Origin of the sequence: Hydrotalea sp. (genome assembly GCF_049968455.1) — a bacterium.
In the GTDB taxonomy this organism is placed as follows: domain Bacteria; phylum Bacteroidota; class Bacteroidia; order Chitinophagales; family Chitinophagaceae; genus Hydrotalea.
Genome location: NZ_JBMFQT010000005.1, coordinates 142,507 through 163,091 on the forward strand (window position 1 = coordinate 142,507; position 20,585 = coordinate 163,091).

16 protein-coding genes are annotated in these 20,585 nt (G+C 34.0%); 13 read left to right on the plus strand and 3 right to left on the minus strand.

Translation table 11 applies throughout. The features are described 5' to 3' along the window. Window positions 1-38: 38 nt before the first annotated feature. Complete coding sequence (gene recG, locus ACP5P5_RS05270; RefSeq protein WP_428285059.1) at window positions 39-2,150, minus strand: ATP-dependent DNA helicase RecG; 2,112 nt, start codon at window positions 2,148-2,150, stop codon at window positions 39-41. A gap of 125 nt (window positions 2,151-2,275) precedes the next feature. On the opposite strand from recG, the gene ACP5P5_RS05275 reads away from it, so the two are divergent. From ACP5P5_RS05275 to ACP5P5_RS05290, 4 genes are all read left to right on the plus strand, one after another. After that, window positions 2,276-3,889 (plus strand): amidase, encoded by a 1,614-nt coding sequence (locus tag ACP5P5_RS05275; protein ID WP_428285060.1) that lies wholly within the window; start codon window positions 2,276-2,278, stop codon window positions 3,887-3,889. Window positions 3,890-4,035: 146 nt separating this feature from the next. Further along, entirely contained in the window at window positions 4,036-5,328 is a 1,293-nt protein-coding gene (locus ACP5P5_RS05280) for an MgtC/SapB family protein (RefSeq protein WP_428285061.1), read from the plus strand. A gap of 75 nt (window positions 5,329-5,403) precedes the next feature. Then, window positions 5,404-6,399 carry a tryptophan--tRNA ligase gene (gene trpS / locus ACP5P5_RS05285; protein ID WP_428285062.1) on the plus strand — a complete coding sequence of 332 codons (996 nt, stop codon included), beginning with the start codon at window positions 5,404-5,406 and terminating at the stop codon, window positions 6,397-6,399. Between the two features lie 80 nt (window positions 6,400-6,479). Further along, window positions 6,480-7,115, plus strand: coding sequence for a deoxynucleoside kinase (locus ACP5P5_RS05290; RefSeq protein WP_428285063.1), 636 nt, complete (start codon window positions 6,480-6,482; stop codon window positions 7,113-7,115). Window positions 7,116-7,209: 94 nt separating this feature from the next. On the opposite strand, the gene pckA is transcribed toward ACP5P5_RS05290, so the two are convergent. Further along, the gene (gene pckA / locus ACP5P5_RS05295) at window positions 7,210-8,826 is read right to left on the minus strand and encodes a phosphoenolpyruvate carboxykinase (ATP) (protein ID WP_428285064.1); all 1,617 of its coding nucleotides are present in this window, start codon (window positions 8,824-8,826) and stop codon (window positions 7,210-7,212) included. A 270-nt stretch (window positions 8,827-9,096) separates the two neighbouring features. Between pckA and ACP5P5_RS05300 the strand changes: the two genes are divergently transcribed. Further along, on the plus strand, window positions 9,097-10,536 hold the full coding sequence (locus ACP5P5_RS05300) for an FAD-binding oxidoreductase (protein WP_428285065.1): 1,440 nt from the start codon (window positions 9,097-9,099) through the stop codon (window positions 10,534-10,536). 61 nt (window positions 10,537-10,597) lie between these two features. After that, the gene (locus ACP5P5_RS05305; RefSeq protein ID WP_428285066.1) at window positions 10,598-11,263 is read left to right on the plus strand and encodes a hypothetical protein; all 666 of its coding nucleotides are present in this window, start codon (window positions 10,598-10,600) and stop codon (window positions 11,261-11,263) included. Here the strand turns inward: ACP5P5_RS05305 and ACP5P5_RS05310 are convergent. Beyond that, window positions 11,232-11,783, minus strand: a complete 552-nt coding sequence (locus ACP5P5_RS05310) for a TIGR00730 family Rossman fold protein (protein WP_428285067.1) — start codon at window positions 11,781-11,783, stop codon at window positions 11,232-11,234. The genes ACP5P5_RS05305 and ACP5P5_RS05310 overlap by 32 nt on opposite strands. Before the next feature lie 103 nt (window positions 11,784-11,886). Between ACP5P5_RS05310 and ACP5P5_RS05315 the strand changes: the two genes are divergently transcribed. From ACP5P5_RS05315 to ACP5P5_RS05345, 7 genes are all read left to right on the plus strand, one after another. Further along, window positions 11,887-13,362: a sodium:solute symporter gene (locus ACP5P5_RS05315; protein ID WP_428285068.1), complete on the plus strand. Its 1,476-nt coding sequence runs from the start codon at window positions 11,887-11,889 to the stop codon at window positions 13,360-13,362. Beyond that, the gene (locus ACP5P5_RS05320) at window positions 13,346-13,984 is read left to right on the plus strand and encodes an O-methyltransferase (protein ID WP_428285069.1); all 639 of its coding nucleotides are present in this window, start codon (window positions 13,346-13,348) and stop codon (window positions 13,982-13,984) included. The genes ACP5P5_RS05315 and ACP5P5_RS05320 overlap by 17 nt, the downstream gene beginning before the upstream one ends. 2 nt (window positions 13,985-13,986) lie before the next feature. Continuing rightward, complete coding sequence (locus ACP5P5_RS05325; RefSeq protein ID WP_428285070.1) at window positions 13,987-15,090, plus strand: glycoside hydrolase family 73 protein; 1,104 nt, start codon at window positions 13,987-13,989, stop codon at window positions 15,088-15,090. Between the two features lie 14 nt (window positions 15,091-15,104). Further along, window positions 15,105-15,644 carry a hypoxanthine phosphoribosyltransferase gene (hpt, locus tag ACP5P5_RS05330; protein WP_428285071.1) on the plus strand — a complete coding sequence of 180 codons (540 nt, stop codon included), beginning with the start codon at window positions 15,105-15,107 and terminating at the stop codon, window positions 15,642-15,644. 88 nt (window positions 15,645-15,732) lie between these two features. Then, a complete protein-coding gene (locus ACP5P5_RS05335) occupies window positions 15,733-17,487 on the plus strand; it encodes a YfbK domain-containing protein (RefSeq protein WP_428285072.1) in 1,755 nt (584 codons plus the stop codon). 108 nt (window positions 17,488-17,595) lie between these two features. Continuing rightward, complete coding sequence (gene ppk1, locus ACP5P5_RS05340; RefSeq protein ID WP_428285073.1) at window positions 17,596-19,692, plus strand: polyphosphate kinase 1; 2,097 nt, start codon at window positions 17,596-17,598, stop codon at window positions 19,690-19,692. Next, entirely contained in the window at window positions 19,673-20,560 is an 888-nt protein-coding gene (locus ACP5P5_RS05345) for an exopolyphosphatase (protein WP_428285074.1), read from the plus strand. Before ppk1 ends, ACP5P5_RS05345 begins: the two co-directional genes overlap by 20 nt. The last annotated feature ends 25 nt before the right edge of the window (window positions 20,561-20,585 follow it).

The window sequence follows — 20,585 nt, forward strand, 5'->3', positions numbered from 1 at the left end:
TGTTTTGTTAGGTAAACAGAGCGATTTAGCAAAAGATTTTATGAAATTTTGCCCCAACCTGTTTTTGATTTTGATTGTTGTAAATACCATTTCAAATTGTGGTTTTCCGGCAATGTCAATTCAATATCTTCTTCAACTAAAGTTTCTGCAGCTTTGCGAGCCACTTCTAACATCTGTTTATCGTTAACAATACTGGCTAGTTTAAAATTCAAGGCCCCACTTTGTCGAGTTCCTTCAATTTCACCGGGTCCTCTTAGTTCTAAATCCTTCTCTGCAATCACAAATCCATTATTCGTTTCACACATTATTTTGATACGTTCTTTCGCTTCAGCGCTTGTTTTGCTTCCTGTTAAAAGGATGCAAAAACTTTGCTCACTGCCTCGTCCTACCCTCCCTCTTAATTGGTGTAACTGTGACAAACCAAATTTCTCTGAGCTTTCAATAACCATAACAGTGGCATTAGGCACATTAACCCCAACTTCAATTACAGTGGTACTAACCATAATTTGGGTATCATGGTTCACAAATCGTTGCATATTTAGTTCTTTTTGGTCAGGAGGTTGTTTACCATGTACCATGCTTATTTTATAATTAGGTTCAGGAAAAAAACTTTTTACTTGTTCATATCCTTGCATTAGGTCTTCATAGCTCAATTTTTCGCTTTCTTCAATCAATGGATATATAAAATAAGCTTGCCTTCCTTTATCAATTTCCTTCTTCACAAAATCCATTACACCAGCTCTTTCCATTTCATTTCTGTAAAGGGTAATAACTGGTTTACGCCCCGGTGGTAATTCATCCATAATACTATAATCTAAATCGCCATAAGCAGTCATAGCCAAGGTGCGTGGAATGGGGGTAGCAGTCATTACCAAAATATGTGGTGGCACCGTTGCTTTTTTCCAAAGTCGAGCTCTTTGTTCAACGCCAAAACGATGCTGCTCATCAATAATAGCTAAACCTAAATTTTTAAATTGTACGGCATCTTCAATAATGGCATGGGTGCCAACAATAAAATGAATGGTATCTTCTTGCAATCCTTTTAAAATTCTTTTGCGTTCAGCAGTTTTGGTACTTCCGGTAAGTAAAGCAATTTCAACAGGCATATTTTTTAATAATACACTAATACTTTCAAAATGTTGTTGTGCCAATATTTCGGTGGGTGCCATCATGCAGCTTTGAAAACCATTATCGGCGGCTAAAAGCATGGCTAACAGTGCAACCATTGTTTTTCCACTTCCAACATCACCCTGCAAAAGCCGATTCATTTGATGGCCTTGAGCAGTATCTTTTCTTATTTCTCTAATTACCTTTTTTTGTGCATTGGTTAATTGAAAGGGTAAGTATTCGTTATAAAAAGTATTAAAATATTCACCAACTTTTGAAAACACAACACCCCGGCTGGCCTTATGTCTTCTTAACTTTATTAAGTTTAACCGAACCTGTGCAATAAATAACTCTTCAAATTTTAAACGACGCAAAGCTGTTTCATATTGAACCAAAGTTTCAGGAAAATGAATGGCACAATATGCTTCATAACGAGTTAGCAACTTTAATTGTTGTAGCAGCGAAAGTGGAATATTTTCAACAATATGTTCTGACTTAATAATTGATAGCAACTGTTGGGTTAATATTCCCAATTGTCTGCCACTTAAACCACGGGCTTTTAGTTTTTCTGTGGTAGGGTAAACAGGCTCTAAATAATTTTTAGGCGATACATTTAATTGATTGACAACTTCTATTTCCGGGTGTATAATTTGAGGTTTCCCATTAAAAAAATTTAATCGTCCAAATACTAAATATGTATTGCCGGCATGAATGTTTTTTTGTATCCAATTAATACCTTGAAACCAAGTTAATTCAATGGTGGCACCAGAATTGTCCGCAAGCTCCGCAATCAATCGCTTGGTTCTTTTATCACCTAACACATCAATATCAATAATCTTACCTATTACCTGAACATATTCCATTTGATAGTTTAAAGAGGAAATAGGTGTAATAACGGTTTTATCAATATGGCGATAAGGAAAATGATTGAGCAAATCTTCATATACAAATATGCCTAATTCTTTTTTCAATAAATCGGCCTTAATAGGGCCAACGCCTTTTAAATATTCAATAGGTGTTTGTAATATGTTTATTGTTTGCACTTTTTTTATACAATTAATTCAACACAAGAAACAAATTTACTGTGTAACAACGGGCATTCAAAACTGTTAGCATAGTTATTGTGAAATTGCACTATTTTTAATACTAAATGCACAAAACCTTTTTTATGGATAGAAGAAATTTTATTAAAAACGGCTCATTGGCCGGTCTTTCTTTAACACCCATTGCCAAACAATCACTTACATTTTCAGAAAAGAATACGGTAAATGATTCCTTCCCAATTGAAGAAACTTCCATTGAAGCATTACAAAAAGCCATGCAAGATGGAAAATTAACCTCAGCACAATTGGTTAAAATTTATTTACAAAGGATTAATGATATTGATAAAAATGGCCCCTCAATAAATGCTGTAATTGAATTAAATCCAGATGCGTTAAGTATTGCCGAAAATTTAGATAAAGAGCGTAAAGCAGGAAAAGTAAGAGGCCCCATGCATGGCATACCAATACTGATAAAGGACAATATTAATACCGGCGATAAAATGATGACCACAGCAGGTTCATTGGCTTTAGTAGGTAATTACGCGGCCAATGATGCCCATATAGTTGCACAATTACGCAAGGCGGGGGCCGTTATTTTGGGAAAAACGAATTTAAGTGAATGGGCTAATTGGCGTTCTACCCGTTCAACCAGTGGATGGAGTAGCCGTGGCGGACAAACCAAAAATCCTAATATGCTAGATAGAGGCCCTTGTGGTTCAAGTTCAGGGTCAGGTGCAGCTGTTTCTGCTAATCTTTGTGCAGTGGCAGTAGGCACCGAAACAGATGGTTCTGTAATTGCCCCTTCTTCATTTAATGGCATTGTTGGTATTAAGCCAACTGTAGGTTTACTTAGTAGAAGTGGTATTATACCCATTTCTGCTACGCAGGATACAGCAGGCCCCATGGCCAGAACTGTAAAAGATGCAGCCATTTTATTGGGTGCTATGACAGGCATTGACGAAGCCGACCCTGTGACTTTAACTAGTAAAGGTAAAATACCTGATAATTATACTCAATTTTTAGATGCCAATGCTTTAAAAGGAAAACGAATTGGCATAGAACAATCTTTCTTACATGGACATGAGGCAGTTGTTGCCTTGTACAAAAATGCCATTGAAATTTTAAAACAACAAGGTGCTACTATTGTAGAAGTGAATCTGCTAAAAGAAACCAATCCACTAGGTAGGGCGGAAAATATTGTTTTACAATATGAATTTAAAGATGGCATCAATAAATACCTGGCAACTGCCAAAGGAAAAGTGCACTCTTTAAAAGAGTTAATAGCTTTTAATAATGCCAATGCCAGTACCGTTATGCCTTATTTTAAACAAGAGCTTTTAGAATTGAGTGAAGAAAGGGGTAGTTTACAGGATTCAGCTTATAAAGAAGCATTAGCCAAATCAACATCAGCACGTGCTATTATCGATAACTTAATGCATGTGCAAAACTTAGATGCTATTGCCGGAACCAGTATTGGACCTGCTTGCTGCATTGATTTAATTAATGGAGATTATGATACCGGATTTTATTTTTGTCCACCCGCAGCAATGGCAGGATATCCACACATAACAGTACCAATGGGTGCTTACCTACATTTACCTGTTGGACTTTCTTTTATGGGTACTGCTTATTCTGAACCTCAATTATTATCTATTGCCTATGCATTTGAACAGGCTAGTAAAAAAAGAGCCATTCCAAAGTATATTCCCTCTTTTATACCTACCAAAAACATAATTTAAATAAAAAATTTATTAATAAATAAACAATTGCATACATCTTACCCCGCTATTTGCGGGGTATTTTATTATATAATCTTAGAACAAAAGTGAATTATACTTAAATTTTTATTAACTTTCATTACCCAATATTTTCAATATACATTTTCATGTTTCACACATTGTCACAATACATACCCACAAATTTGCTAAATTTTATTTTGGTAGTCGTGTTTGCATTGTTAATTGGTTTAGAACAAAGAAGACATCACATAAACGAACCCTTTGAAAATTTATTTGGCACCGACAGAACATTTACCTTGTTAGGCATTGCAGGTTATATTTTTTATATTATCAACCCTCAGCAACTATACGTATTTATTATAGGCGCGTGTTGTATTACATTCTTGTTATCCATTTATTATTTTCAAAAAATTTCCTTAGAGAAAAAATATGGACTTACAACCATATTAATTGCTTTGGTTACTTATGCATTGGCCCCACTTGTTTATACACAACCATTGTGGCTTCCATTTAGCATTGTAATTCTAATTTTATTAATAACAGAAGCAAAACAAAGTTTATTCGCCGTTTCAAAATTATTAGATGAAGATGAATTTATTATATTAGCAAAATTTATGCTTTTAGTGGGTGTAATTCTTCCGCTGTTACCCAACAAAGCTATTTCAACAGAAATTCCTATTTCACCTTATCAAATTTGGTTGGCGGTTGTAGTAATTTCTACCATTTCATATGCAAGCTATTTAATAAAAAAATTCCTGTTCCCAAATGCTGGCATTATAGTAACAGCCATTTTAGGGGGCCTATATAGTAGTACCGCAACTACTGTTATTTTAGCAGAAAAAAATAAAGAAAACCCCTCTGATATGCTTGTATTACCGGGTATGTTAATAGCTACTTTAATGATGTATGTACGACTTATTATAATAGCATACATATTTAACGCAGCAATTGCCCAGGCACTTCTACCCTTCTTTATTTTTTTTGTTATTGTATGTGGACTAATTATATTTTTTTTAATGCTTTCTACTAAAAAACAAACTATACCAAAAGGTACTACAATAATTAAAAGTCACAATAATCCTTTGGAATTCAAAACTGCACTAATCTTTGCAGGTTTATTTGTATTGTTTACCATTATAACACAATATGTATTTAAAACATTCGGAAATACAGGTTTGAATATTTTGGCATTGGTAGTTGGTGTTACTGATATTGATCCATTTATTTTAAACTTGTTTCAAAGCAAAATGGCATTAGTAACTGGTGTAATAGTTTTATCTGTATTAAATGCGATTATTAGTAATAATATTTTAAAAATGGCATATGCTATTACATTAAGCAGCAAAGCAATAAGACTTAAAATTGCTATTAGTTTCGGTATTTTAATTATTAGCGGCATAGTTGTATCGTTGTGGCTTTTTTTATCACAACACCAATAAATTTTTATACATAATCCATACAAAAAAGTAGTTTTTGTGGTACGGTAATTGTTTACATCTACTATCTTCGCCCCCATGAATAAAGAAACAGTATTAAGCGGAATTAGGCCTACCGGTTATTTGCACTTGGGTAATTATTTTGGTGCTATGCGTAATTACGTTAAGATGCAGGAAGATTATAATTGCTATTTTTTTGTTGCGAATTGGCATAGCCTTACTACACACCCCGATACCAAAGCATTGCAAGAAAGTGTTTACAGAGTAATAGCTGAGAATGTAGCTTCAGGACTGGACCCTGAAAAAGTTGCTTTGTATGTTCAAAGTGATGTGCCTGAAATTGCAGAATTATATTTGTACTTAAACATGTTAGCTTATAAAGGTGAATTGGAAAAAACAACCACCTTTAAAGAAAAAGCGAAAACTCAACCAGATAATATAAACGCAGGTTTACTCACCTATCCGGTTTTAATGGCAGCCGATATATTAATTCATCGTGCAGTGAAAGTGCCGGTGGGGAAGGATCAGGAGCAACATCTTGAAATGGCACGCAATTTTGCAGAAAGATTTAATTTTAGATACGGTCACATTTTCCCTGAACCTCAAGCCTTTAATTTCGGTGAAAACCTTATAAAAATTATGAGTCTTGATGGAAACGGCAAAATGAGTAAAAGTGAAAACCAAATGGCTACTTTGTATTTAGCAGATGATGACGATGCAATTCGAAAAAAAATTATGAAAGCCAAAACCGACAGTGGCCCAACTACTCCTAATTCAATAAAACCCGATTATATTGAAAATTTATTCACGCTAATGAAAATTGCCAGTACTGAAGAAGTTTATTATAGATTTGATGAACAGTACAACCAATGTTCTATTCGATATGGCGATTTTAAGAAACAGCTAGCTGAAGATATGGTAGCTTTTATAAAGCCTATAAGGGAAAAAGCTTCTGATATACAAAATGATAAAGAACTAATTCACAAAATAATTAAACAGGGAGCTGATAAAGCCAGAGCGAGTGCAAATGCTACTTTACAAGAAGTTAGAAAAGCAATAAGAATGATATATTAATCCTATATTGCTCTAATTTATCATTATTGTTTAAATTCACTTAGGTAAGGAAATTTTTAAATTAAAACATTTTAATATAAATGGCCAAGATAAAAAAACCAAAACATATTGCTATTGCAGGTAATATTGGCGCAGGAAAAACAACCCTTACTGAAATGTTGAGTAAACATTACAAATGGATTCCGCAATTTGAAGATGTAGAACATAATCCATACTTAATGGACTTTTATGAAGATATGCCACGATGGAGCTTTAATCTTCAAATTTATTTTTTGAATAAACGTTTGAACCAACTGTTGGAAATTCAAAGGGGAACGGAAACAGTTATTCAAGACAGAACCATTTATGAAGATGCTACCATTTTTGCCCCCAACCTGCATGATATGGGTTTAATGCCTAAACGTGACTTCGAGAATTATTATACTTTTTTTCAAACCTTAAAAAGTATGATTCAACCTCCGGACCTACTCATTTATTTAAAGGCATCTGTTCCTACATTAGTAGCTCAAATTCAGAAACGCGGTCGCGAATATGAAGACAACATAAGATTAGACTACTTAAAAAAATTAAATGATTATTACCAACTGTTTGCCGATAATTATAAAGAGGGCCCCATTTTAGTTGTTGATTGTGATAAAAACAAATTCGCTTATAACAGTGAACACTTTGGCGAAATTATTAGCAAAATTGACGCTACTTTATTTGGATTATTTTAATTCCTATTTACAACAATACCTAAAACAAAATCCCGCTATTACGCGGGATTTTTTCATTTGTCAGAGCAATCGAAGAGGCATAATGTTAATTTTCTCATGCAGTGGTTTTAGGTGCGGCCATTAAAATATCAGCAGAAACACCTTGTTTATACTTCTCAAAATTTTTATTGAATAAATTTGCTAATTCTAATGCAGCTTTATCGTATGCTATTCTATCACTCCAAGTATAACGCGGATGTAAAATATTTACTGGAACACCAGGACAATTTTTAGGAATTAGCATACCAAATGTACTATGTTTTTCAAATTCAACTTCAGCTAATTTACCATTTAATGCAGCACAAACCATGGCACGTGTATAGGCTAAACTAATACGTTTGCCAATTCCATAAGGACCGCCTGTCCATCCGGTATTTACCATCCAAACCTGTACTTGGTGTTTTTTTATTTTTTCGCCAAGCAAAGCAGCATATTTTCCGGGGTGTAAGGGCATAAATGGCGCACCAAAACAAGCACTAAAAGTGGCCTTCGGCTCAGTTACACCTTCTTCGGTGCCGGCCACTTTCGCAGTATATCCACTAATAAACTGGTACATAGCCTGCTCAGTAGTTAATTTACTAATGGGAGGTAAAACACCATATGCATCACATGTTAAAAAGAAAATATTCTGAGGGATTCCTGCTACTGAAGGAATAAGTGCATTACTAATAAAATGCAAAGGATAACTTACTCTAGTATTTTCTGTAATGGATTTGTCTGAAAAATTGATAGCCTTAGTATTAGGATAAAAAACTACATTCTCAACCAATGCACCAGGCCTAATAGCATGGTAAATTTCCGGTTCTTTCTTTTCATCTAAATCTATACATTTAGCATAACATCCACCTTCAAAATTAAAAACACCGGTATCATTCCACCCATGCTCATCATCACCAATTAATTTTCTGCAGGCATCGGCACTTAAAGTAGTTTTACCTGTACCACTTAAACCAAAAAATAAAGCCACATCGTTGTTTTCTCCAACATTAGCACTACAATGCATACTTAATACATTATGCTGCTGTGGCATTAAAAAATTCAATACCGTAAAAATACCTTTCTTCATTTCGCCGGTATAAGCAGTTCCCCCGATAATGATAGTTTTATCGGTAAAAGAAATGATAGCAAAATTCGCTTGACGTGTACCATGTTTTTCAGGATTTGCTAAAAAACTTGGCGCTTGAATAATTAACCATTCAGGTTCAAAATTGGTCAAGTCCTGTTCGGTAGGTCTAATAAACATGTTGTAAGCAAACAAATTGCTCCACGAATTTTCATTAATTACCCTTACACCAATGCGGTAATCGTTGTGAGCGCAGGCATAGGCATCGCGAACCCAAAGCTTACCTTTTGAATTAAAATATTGAATTAAATCTTGTTTTAAAGCGTTAAATTTCGCTGCTTCAAAAGGTATATTGAAATTATTCCAATCAATAGTGTGTTCAGTTATGGCATCTTTTACAATGAATTTATCTTGTGGGCTTCTTCCGGTAAATTTCCCGGTATTTACACATAATGCCCCCGTATCATTTAAAACACCTTCCCCACTAACCAACGTCTGCTCCGTTAAAATTTCAGGTGAAAGCTGGTATTGTACATCCAAATTTTTTGAAAAACCAAGTGAATGCAAGTGTTCACTAACTTGTTGTGGTTGAATAAGTGTAGCAATCATACAAACTATCATTTGTTAGTTTGCAAAGATATACTCGCCTTCTTTAGTTAAACAAACATAGTGTATCCCATACACTTTCAATATTTTTCAAATTTTATCACAATCCCATATTTTAAATCAAATATTTAATAAAAAAATTGCGAAACCAATAATTTATGCTATTATTCATTAAATAGTTTTGAAATTATTTAACCGCTAATTTTTTGCATTTTTGCATACTATTTTAACCAAACCAAAATTATTTTAGAAGTAAAACAAAAAATTGGTTATTTGATTTTACATTTAGCAACCATCAACTTTTACTGTTATTTTATGTTGAACAAAGAATTAATTGAAAGTTTTGAACAAATTGTTGGAAAAGAAAATGTACTTACACAGAAGGATGAAATATTTCAATATGGGCATGATGAAACAGAAACCATTCAATGCACGCCCGAATTGGTATTAAAGCCCAATTCTGCAAAACAAATAGCTGAAATTATGGCTATTTGCCATCAAAAACTAATTCCGGTAACACCTCGAGGAGCTGGCACCGGCTTAAGTGGAGGCGCTATTCCCCACAAAGGGGGTGTTGTATTAAGCATGGAAAAGTTTAATAAAATTATTGCTATAGATGAAAAAAATTTACAGGTAATAACTGAACCCGGTGTTATTACCGAAGTGCTTCAAAATACAGTGAAAGAAAAAGGTCTTTTTTATCCACCTGACCCCAGCAGTAAAGGAAGTTGTTTTATTGGGGGAAATATTTCAGAAAATAGTGGCGGCCCAAAAGCAGTAAAATATGGGGTAGTAAAAGATTATGTACTGAATTTAGAAGTAGTACTTCCCAATGGAACCATTATTGAAACAGGAGCCAACGTATTAAAAAATTCAACAGGTTACAATCTAACTCAATTAATTGTTGGTAGTGAAGGCACTTTAGGTATTGTTACTAAAATTACTTTGAAACTAATTCCATTACCTAAGTTTGATGTACTCATGTTGGCTTCATTTAATAATCTGCAAAAAGCCAGTGAAGCTGTGAGTGCTATTTTTAGAGCCGGTTATACACCCAGTGCATTAGAATTGGTAGAAATTGATGCACTTAAAATTGTAAGTAACATGCTCGACAGCCATGCAATTCCTATTCATGAAAACACTGCTGCACACTTAATAATTGAATTAGACGGTAACAATAAAGATTTGATGATGCAAGAAATGGAATCTATTGCAGGTTTATTAGAAAATTTTGAAGTCGGTGATTTATATTTTGCTGAAGATGAAGCACAAAAAAATGAACTTTGGAAATTGCGCCGCAGAGTAGCAGAAGCAGTAAAATTAGCCGGCTATACCATTGAGGAAGATACTGTAGTACCACGAGCTTATTTGCCCGAACTAATTAAAGGTGTAAAAGATTTAGCTCGGCAACATGGGTTTGAAGCAGTTTGTTATGGACATGCCGGTGATGGGAATTTACACATACGTATAAAAGACCCGAGAACAACCACCAGTTATGATGCTCCACACATGCAACAAGCGTTGGGAGAACTGTTTAAATTGGTAAAAAAATTGGGTGGCACCATTAGCGGCGAACATGGTATTGGACTTATTCAAAAAAAATACATGCCTTTGGTAATGCAGGAAGCGAATTTGCAAATTATGCGCTCTATTAAAAAAGCATTCGATCCTAACAATATTTTAAATGCCGGAAAAATTTTTGATATGCAATAACCGCTTAGGTTTGTATATTCAATTTAAATTGTTCCGTTTTCGTTGTATTAAAATTAAACACATGAAGAAATTTTTTCTAGTTATTTCAGTGACTGCCACTGCATTTTTATATGGTAATTCCATATATGCACAACAAAAACAAGTTCCACCCACCTACTCCAATTCACCTTATAGTAATAGTACTTACAACCCCGATGCAACCGGTTTTCAAAAACAAAATATGTTTATTGGGGGTGGACTTTCCTTAGGCTTTGGAACTTATAGTTTTAATATTGGCGGTACCCCTGAAATTGGGTATTCATTTAATGAGTGGTTAGATGCCGGTGTTTCATTAAACCTCAATTATCAATCTATTAAAGCAGATCCTTATTACAATAATGATATTCGTCAACGTAGTTTTAACTATGGAGGTGGGCCTTTCGTTCGTATTTTCCCTATCAAACAACTATTTATACAAGGCCAATTTGAAGAAAACTGGATTAAGTATAATTATTTAAACATGACCAATAGCCAAGCAACTAGTTTCAGTACTAATGCTGCCAGCTTTTTAACCGGTGTAGGCTATGCGCAACGCATTATTGGGCAAAGCACTTTTTACACACTTATTATGGTGGATGTTTTGAATAGCCCTTACTCGCCTTATCGCAGTTATAACGGAGTTACAAGCACTGCATTACCCATTATACGTGCAGGGTTTAACTTTTATCTGCATCCAAAAAAGCAATAATTTCTGAAGGAGTAGCAAAATAGTGTAAGCTACTATCCCAGTTTTCGTACAAAAAGCCAAAGTGTTGCATATTTTGTAAGTGTGCAATTAACGCATGATAATATCCTGCTGAGTTCAGCAGGATAATTTTTTTATTATGTATACGCAAATTGTTCCACGTTAGCATTTCAAATAATTCATCCATGGTACCATTACCACCGGGTAAAACAATAGCTGCATCGCAGAATTCATACATCATTTTTTTTCGGGTGTGCATATCTTCTACCACCTTTAATTCCGTTAGTTGCATGTGCTGACGCTCTTGTTCTACCAAAATTTTAGGAATAACACCAGTAACTTTCCCACCCTTTTCTAATACTGCATTGGCTATAGCACCCATTAACCCTACATTTCCACCCCCATAAACCAATCCCAAATTATGTTCAGCTAATAAATGACCTAATTGTTGTGCATGTTCAGCAAAAATGGAATTATTCCCATTTTTACTTCCGCAAAACACCGCTATATTTTTATATTGCATCTTTAAAAAAATTTAAGCACAATATTAAAGGGCTTTCTGCTTTTATTGGCAAAAACCTGTTATTTAATTTAAAACTGTACTTTATACTATAATTAAACCGCTTATGTCGCCTTTCATATTATTAAGCTTCGTGTTAGCCTACTTTGCAATACTGTTAATTGTAGCTTGGTACACAGGTAAAAATAGCACCAATGACTCATTTTTTATTGGCAATCGCAACAGTAATTGGATGTTGGTAGCATTTGGCATGATTGGCACCTCATTAAGCGGTGTAACTTTTGTTAGCGTACCCGGAACAGTTAGTAGCAACGGCTTTTACTACATGCAGGTTGTAATTGGCTATTTGTTGGGTTATTTCGTAGTTGCGTTTGTTTTAATGCCACTATATTACAAGCTTAACTTAACTTCTATTTACAATTACTTGCAAAACCGTTTTGGATTCATTGCCTATAAAACAGGTGCTTTATTTTTCATCATTTCCCGAACAGTTGGCGCTACAGCCCGTTTATATTTAGTAATTAACGTATTACAAATTTTTATTTTAGATGCTTTAGGCATTCCCTTTTGGTTAACCAGCACAATAATACTTTTAATGATTTTGTTGTACACTTTTGAAGGCGGTGTAAAAACAATTGTTTTTACCGATACTTTACAAACCAGTTTCATGTTAATTGGGCTGGTTGTTTGCATTATTTATATTATGCACCATTTACAACTTTCTTTCAGTGGAACGATTGCTGCATTAAATAAAAATAATTACACCCATTTTTTTAATACAGATGTAAACAGCAAGGGCTTCTTTTTAAAACAAATTATTGGTGGTGCTTTTATTACCATTGCTATGACGGGCTTAGATCAGGAAATGATGCAAAAAAACATTAGTGTAAAAACTTTAAAAGGTGCACAAACCAACATGGTTACTTTCAGTTTTATCATTGTAATTGTAAACTTTTTATTCTTGTTATTGGGGGGGTTATTATACCTATTTGCGGCACAAAGCCAATTAAAATTTTCTGGCGATGATTTATTCCCTTCCATTGCACTTAGTTATTTGCCTAAAGCTGTAAGCATGATATTTATTATTGGACTCATTTCTGCACTATTTCCAAGTGCTGATGGGGCCTTAACTGCACTAACTTCGTCATTTTGTATAGATATTTTGGGCATAAGAAGGAAAAACCTAACTGAACAACAACAAAAAAGAATAAGGCAACGGGTACACCTTGCCTTAGCAATCATTTTTTTAATCTGCATTTTTGTTTTTAAAATCATCAATAGTAAATCCATCATTAACATCATACTCGATTTAGCCGGTTACACTTATGGCCCATTATTAGGTTTATTTTCATTTGGTATTTTTAGTAAGAAGACTGTTCCAGAAACCTATGCCATTACTTTTGTTTGTATTGTTGCGCCCATTCTAAGTTTCTTTATAGAAAAATGGATTCCTGCAATTACCAATGGTTTTCATATTGGCATTGAATTATTGCTATTGAATGGTATTTTAACTTACTTTGGTTTATGGTTAATTGCGAATTTTAATAAAACCAACATCATCAAAAATGGAAATAGTCAATAACGCTATTGAACAATATGCTGAAAAGTTCACTACAGCGCAACCTGATTGGCTTCAGCCCGTTTTTGATGCTACCAACCGGTTACATCCCCATGCGCATATGATGAGTAGTAAAGTTCAGGGTCAGTTTTTAAGTTTTTTAAGTAATATCATTCAACCTACTTACGTTTTAGAAATTGGAACTTTTACCGGTTATAGTGCGCTTTGTTTGGCCAGTGGTTTAAAAGATGACGGACAACTACACACTATTGAATTAAGGGAAGAAGATGCTAAAACAGCTCAACAAAATTTTAGCAACAGCAAATGGGCAAAACAGATACATTTGCACATCGGAAATGCTTTAGACATTATTCCAAGTTTACCTTACGAATGGGATTTAGTATTCATAGATGCCGATAAAACCAGCTATACACAATATTATGAGTTGGTTTTACCCAAGGTTAAAAAAAATGGTGTAATTATTGCTGATAATGTGCTGTTTCATGCACAGGTAGTAGAACAACCATTAAAAGGTAAAAATGCAAAAGCTATTCATGCATTTAATGAGTGGGTAGCTAATGATGCAAAAACGCATCAAGTATTACTAACTGTTCGTGATGGATTATTGTTGATTCAAAAATTATAACAATGAAATTGTTTGGTTTCTTATTCTTCTTTTTCATGGGATTGCAAACTGCTATGGCCCAAACAGACAAAACAATTGCTTACATTAACGAGTATAAAGACATTGCTATACAGGAAATGATTCGAACCGGTGTTCCGGCCTCTATTACCCTGGCGCAAGGCATCTTAGAATCTTCTTGCGGACAAAGTGATTTGTGCAAAAAATCAAACAATCATTTTGGTATTAAATGTAAAAACGACTGGACAGGCGATAGGGTATTTCATGATGATGACCTAAAACATGAATGCTTTAGAAGCTACCCTAATGCAGCTGCATCCTTCCAAGATCACTCTAACTTCTTAAAAAACAGGCCTTACTATCAAAGTTTATTTCAACTTAACCCTACTGATTATGAAGGTTGGGCTTTTGGATTAAAAAAAGCAGGGTATGCAACTGAAAAAGATTATGCGCAACGTTTAATTGAGTTAATTCAGAGATATAACCTGAATGATTATACCGAAATAGCCTTAAACAAGGAAAAGCAACAACAGAATATTGTTCAAGCTTCGGTGGTTGAAAAAGAAAACAATACTATAAATACAGCCTCACCCAACAACGAAACCATTGAGAATACCTCAGAAAGCAACAATAATCAATCATTAGTGAAGGTAAATGAATCGCAAAAGCAACCAGCAATTGAAACAACTGATTCAGAAAATACATCCTATCCTGAGGGCATCTTTACTATCAATCATTTAAAAGTAATTTACGCAACAAAAGGCACTGCCCTTCTTTCAATAGCTAACCAATACCAAATCAACCTTAGTCGTTTATTAGAATACAATGATTTAGAAAATGAAGATATTCTGCAAAAAAACCAGCTCATTTTTCTAGAAAAGAAGTTGAAAAAAGGTAGCAAAGATTTTCATACAGTAAAATCAAATGAAAATTTATATACAATTTGTCAAGTAGAAGGGGTTCGCTTAGAAAATATATTACAATATAATAAGTTGGAAAAAACAATGCAACCATTGCCGGGTGAAAAAATTTATTTGCGTTTCCCCGCTCCTACTACACCAAAATATACTACTATTGCTGCAGAAAAATATAGCACAACATCGCGTTAAAATATTTGCAGCACATGAGCCAAACAATTCAAGTACTAGACAAACATTTCGTTCCTTTTTTGGATGCTTCAACCATTCAAAACAAAGTTCAAGAATTAGCCAACCAATTAGCTGCTGATTATCAAAATAAAAAGCCGTTATTTCTTTGCATCTTAAACGGAGCATTCATGTTTGCTTCTGATGTATTTAAGGCATTACCCATTGAAGCTGAAATTTGTTTTATTAAGTTGGCTTCATACAAAGGCACCAAATCAACTGGTAATGTAATTACCTCCATTGGTTTAGATGTTTCACTAACCAATAGGCATGTAATTGTAATTGAAGACATTATTGATACCGGTAAAACCTTGCACAGTTTTTTACCACAAATACATAACCAACAACCTGCATCGGTGGCAATAGCTGTTTTATTGCATAAACCTGAAGCAACCACATATGAAGTGCCCATTCAGTATTGCTGTTTTAGCATCCCAAATAAATTTGTAGTTGGTTATGGCTTAGATTATGATGGATTTGGAAGAAACCTATCAGCTATTTATCAATTAGCCGAATAATTATTTCAAAACTTAGCGAATACTAGGTAATTTTATTAAAAGTGAAAGGAATCTACTATCTTTAAGATACCTATTCACCTAACAACCCATGAAACAATACCTGCTGGTATGTATATTTTGTTGCTTTGCCATTCCTTGCATTAGCCAGTATTTTTTACGTGGCGAAATTAAAGACGAAAAAGGCCGGCAACTAGAAAGAGCTAAAATTTATTTGGCCTCTAAAGGTAATACCCCTTTTTATAGTGGCAATTTTGGTGCATTTGGCATATTATGCCCTTATCCTCAAGATACCATAACTGTTTTTTACGATGGTTATGAGGTATACAAGAAACTAGTAAACACAAAGGTTTTTAATGAAATTGTATTGAAAATGTTGCCCGAAACGGCTAGTTTGTATGCCAACAAACTAAGCTCTAGAACCACTAACTTAGAAGATAATGGAGAATCATATTTTGCAACTTTAGGCGAAAGTTATAGTTCTTTAATTGAAAACCAATTTGTGAATGCCAAAAATTACCCCGAAACCGGCTTCTCAATTAATATTGACAAGGCTTCTTACAGCAATATTCGAAGATTCATTAATAATGGTATGTATGTGCCTTCTAATGCGGTGAGAATTGAAGAAATGTTGAACTATTTCGATTTACGGGGCCCTCAATTTCCAAAACCGAAAGATAGTGCCAGTTTTTGTGTTGCTTCTACCCTTACTTCTTGTCCATGGAATGAAACTAATTTGTTATTATTTGTTCAACTGCAAGCACCTAAAATTAATTTAAACAAAATTCCTCCCAATAATTTGGTGCTTTTAATTGACATTTCGGGTTCTATGGACCATCCTAGTAAACTGCCACTTTTACAATCTGCTTTTAAATTATTGATCGAAAATTTAAGACCGGAAGATAAAGTTTCAATTGTTACTTATGGCGGAGGCGTACATGTTGCCTTAAGTGCTACACCCGGCAATGAAAAACTAAAAATTAATAATATTATTGATTCATTATATGCTGATGGTGATACGCCCGGTGAAAGCGCAATCAAAACAGCTTACGATATTGCTAAAAACAACTTTATTCCTAATGGCAACAACCGCATTATTTTAGCTACAGATGGTGATTTTAATGTTGGAAAAACCACTGAGCAAGAATTAGAACAACTAGTGAGTTATCAAAAACAATCTGGTATATTTTTAACCTGTTTAGGTGTTGGAATGGGTAATTATAAAGACAGTAAACTGGAAATTTTGGCTAAAAAAGGGAATGGCAATTTTGCTTACATTGATAACATTCATGAAGCAGAAAAAACTTTAATCAGAGAATTTACCAAAACCATGTATGCGGTTGCCGTTGATGCATATGCTAATGTTGAATTTAATGCTGAAATAGTAAAAAAATATCGTTTAATTGGTTTTGATAATAAACGAGCGGCCATTATTGATACTACTAGTTTATTGGAGGGCGGTGAAGTAGGAAGCGGTCATAATATGATGGCAGTTTTTGAAATTGTTCCTGTAACAAATGAGAGAATAAATTTAAAAGACCCCAATATTGCACTACTCAATCTATCATTTCATTTGCCCAAACACACCAAACAAATAACACAAAACTTTCAACTACCTTTTAATACTATTGATTTTAACTATGCCCCAAAACAAATTAAATTAGCCACATCAATCATTATGTTCGGCTCATTGTTACGTCAATCAAAGTTTGTAAAAAACTATGGTTTTCAAGATGCCATAAACCTAGCGCAATCATCCATAAATAATTCAAATATTTCAGAACAGGAATTATTAACACTTATGCAAAAAGCTAATAACATTTACAATTATAGAAAGAAAAAGTAAGACTTATTTTGTTGCTTAAACTCAGGTTTTAAATTAGTATAAACATTATTCTCTTTCAGCATAATAGTGAATGGGTTCTGTATCTTTGAAGAAAGAATTCAAGCATTCATGTCAAAAAAAAAATTTATTCAAAGAGATATAAGCTGGCTTAGTTTCAATGCACGTGTATTACAAGAGGCGAATGATCCCTCTGTTTCTCTTAAACAACGTATTCGATTTTTGGGAATATTTTCAAACAATACCGACGAATTTTTTAGAGTAAGGGTTGCTACCCTAAAAAGAATGGTTGAATTTAGCGCCAAGCGAAAGGTATTAAATATGCACATGGAAGAACATCCACAAAAAATTCTAGATGAAATTCATACCATTGTTTTGCAACAACAAAATGAGTTTAACAGAATTTGGGAAGGTATTTTGGAAGAACTAAAACAAGAAAAAATTTTTTTAGTCGATGAGTCGCATTTAAATGATGAGCAACTGACTTTCGTAAAAAAATACTTCGATGATACAGTACGGGTAAATGTAATTCCGCTAATGATTGAAAGTTTACCCCAAATGCCTTATCTGCGCGATAAGAGTATTTACCTGGGTGTGGTGATGCGTAAAAAAAATTCAGCCTATCAACAAAAATATGCTTTAATTGAAGTGCCGGCTAAAGCAGTAGGTCGTTTTGTTTTACTACCTTCAAAAAACAATGAAAAGAATATCATGTTGTTGGAAGATGTTATTAGAGTTAATCTTCCCAACATTTTTTCTTTATTTGAATACGACTACTTCAGTGCTCATGTTTTTAAAGTAACCAAAGATGCAGAAATTGATATTGACAATGATGTATCAACCACTTTTGTAGAAAAAATTGAGAAGGGTCTTAAAAACCGACGCAAAGGTAAGCCCGTTCGTTTTGTTTACGATAAAGAAATGGATGCAGGCCTGCTAGAATACTTAATTCGCAGATTGAACTTAAATAGAAAAAGTAACATTATTCCGGGCGGTAGAATTCATAATTTTAGACATTTTATGGATTTTCCGAATGTATTTAGCCACAATACTGAAAAACGCAAACCTTTTACCCATCCTGCATTAGCAAATAGTTTACGCGTAACAGACGTTATAGTAAAGCAAGATATTATACTAAACTTTCCTTACCACTCATTTAACACTGTAATTGATTTTTTAAGAGAGGCTGCTATTGATCCCGATGTTCGATCAATTAAGATAACAGCATATCGTTTAGCACCAAAATCTAAAATTATCAATGCACTTATTAATGCTGCCCGCAACGGTAAAGAAGTAGTGGTAATGTTAGAATTGAAAGCCCGTTTTGATGAAGAAGCAAATTTAGAATGGAAAAAAGTTTTAGAAGAAGAAGAAGGTATTAAGGTATTATTGGGTGTGCCTAGAATGAAAATTCATGCCAAACTTTGCATAATAAAAAAGCGAATAAAAAATAAAATTATACAATATGGTTTCGTAAGCACGGGCAACTTGAATGAAGACACTGCAAAAGTTTACGGCGATATGTGTTTATTTACAGCTAATCGCAATGTAATGGCTGATATTAACCGCATTTTCCGATACTTAGAAAATTGGAAACTAAACACCAACCCCCTTAAAGCATGTAAAACACTATTGGTATGCCCTACCAATATGCGCAATGAAATTAATGCACTCATTAATAAAGAAATTAGAAATGCCAAAGCAGGTAAACAAGCAGGTATTACTATTAAACTCAACTCTTTAAGCGATGTTTTATTAATTGAAAAACTATACGATGCAGCAGCAGCAGGTGTAAAAATTCAATTAATAGTACGTGGCATTTTTTGTGCAAAAATGGATTTTGGCAAAATGAGTAAACATGCAAAAGCAATTAGTATTGTTGATGAATACCTGGAACATGCCAGAGTTATGATTTTTGAAAACGAAAATAAACCAAAAATATATCTATCATCTGCCGATTGGATGGTGCGTAACCTAGACCATCGGGTAGAAGCCGCAATTCCTGTATTTGATGAACATTTGAAGCAGGAAATTATTGATATTATTAATATTCAACTTTCCGATAATGTAAAGGCCAGAATTTTAGATAGTGAACTTTTGAATGAATATGTGCCCCATAACGGAAAAAAATTAATTCATTCACAAATAGAAACCTATTTTTACCTGCATAAAAAAACAGAGCAACAAATTGAGATTAGCAGCAATTGATATAGGCAGTAACGCAGCCCGACTTTTAATAGCCGACGTGTTGGAATACAAGGGAACAGCTCAATTTAATAAAATTAACCTCATTCGCGTTCCATTACGGCTTGGTTTCGATGTATTTGAAAATGCTGAAATTTCAAAACACAAGCGTGGCATGATATTACAAACCATGAAGGCTTATAACCATTTAATGAATGTTTATGAAGTACAACATGTAAAAGCATGTGCTACTAGTGCCATGCGCGATGCGAAAAACAGCGCCGACATTATTAGAAAAGTAAAATTGGAAACAGGCATTGAAATAAAAATTCTTTCGGGTGATGAAGAGGCTACCATGATTTTTGAAAATCATATTGCCGAAAATTTAGATAAACAACATGCTTATTTATACATTGATGTAGGTGGTGGAAGCACCGAATTAACCTTTTTTGCCGAGGGCAAGCTAAAGTATAAAGAGTCATTTAATATTGGCACCATTCGATTATTAAAAGGCTTGGTGGCAGATAATACCTGGTTAGAACTGAAAGAACATTTAAAATCCAATACAAAATCATCGTTGCCTATAACTGCAATTGGTAGTGGCGGTAATATAAATAAAGTATTTTCGTTAAGTAAAAAGAAAGAAGGGAAACCACTTTCATTGGAATTGTTGAAAGATTATTACAAAGAATTATCGAACGTAAGTTTAGAAGAAAGAATTAGAATATACAAGTTACGTGAAGACAGAGCCGATGTAATTTTACCGGCCTTACAAATTTATACCAATGTAATGCGCTGGGGTGGTATTAATGAAATTTATGTTCCTAAAATTGGATTAGCTGATGGTTTAATTCAAAGCTTATATGAAGAACTTACCTTAGCAGGAAAATAATCATATTGAAACCTTTCACCCACTA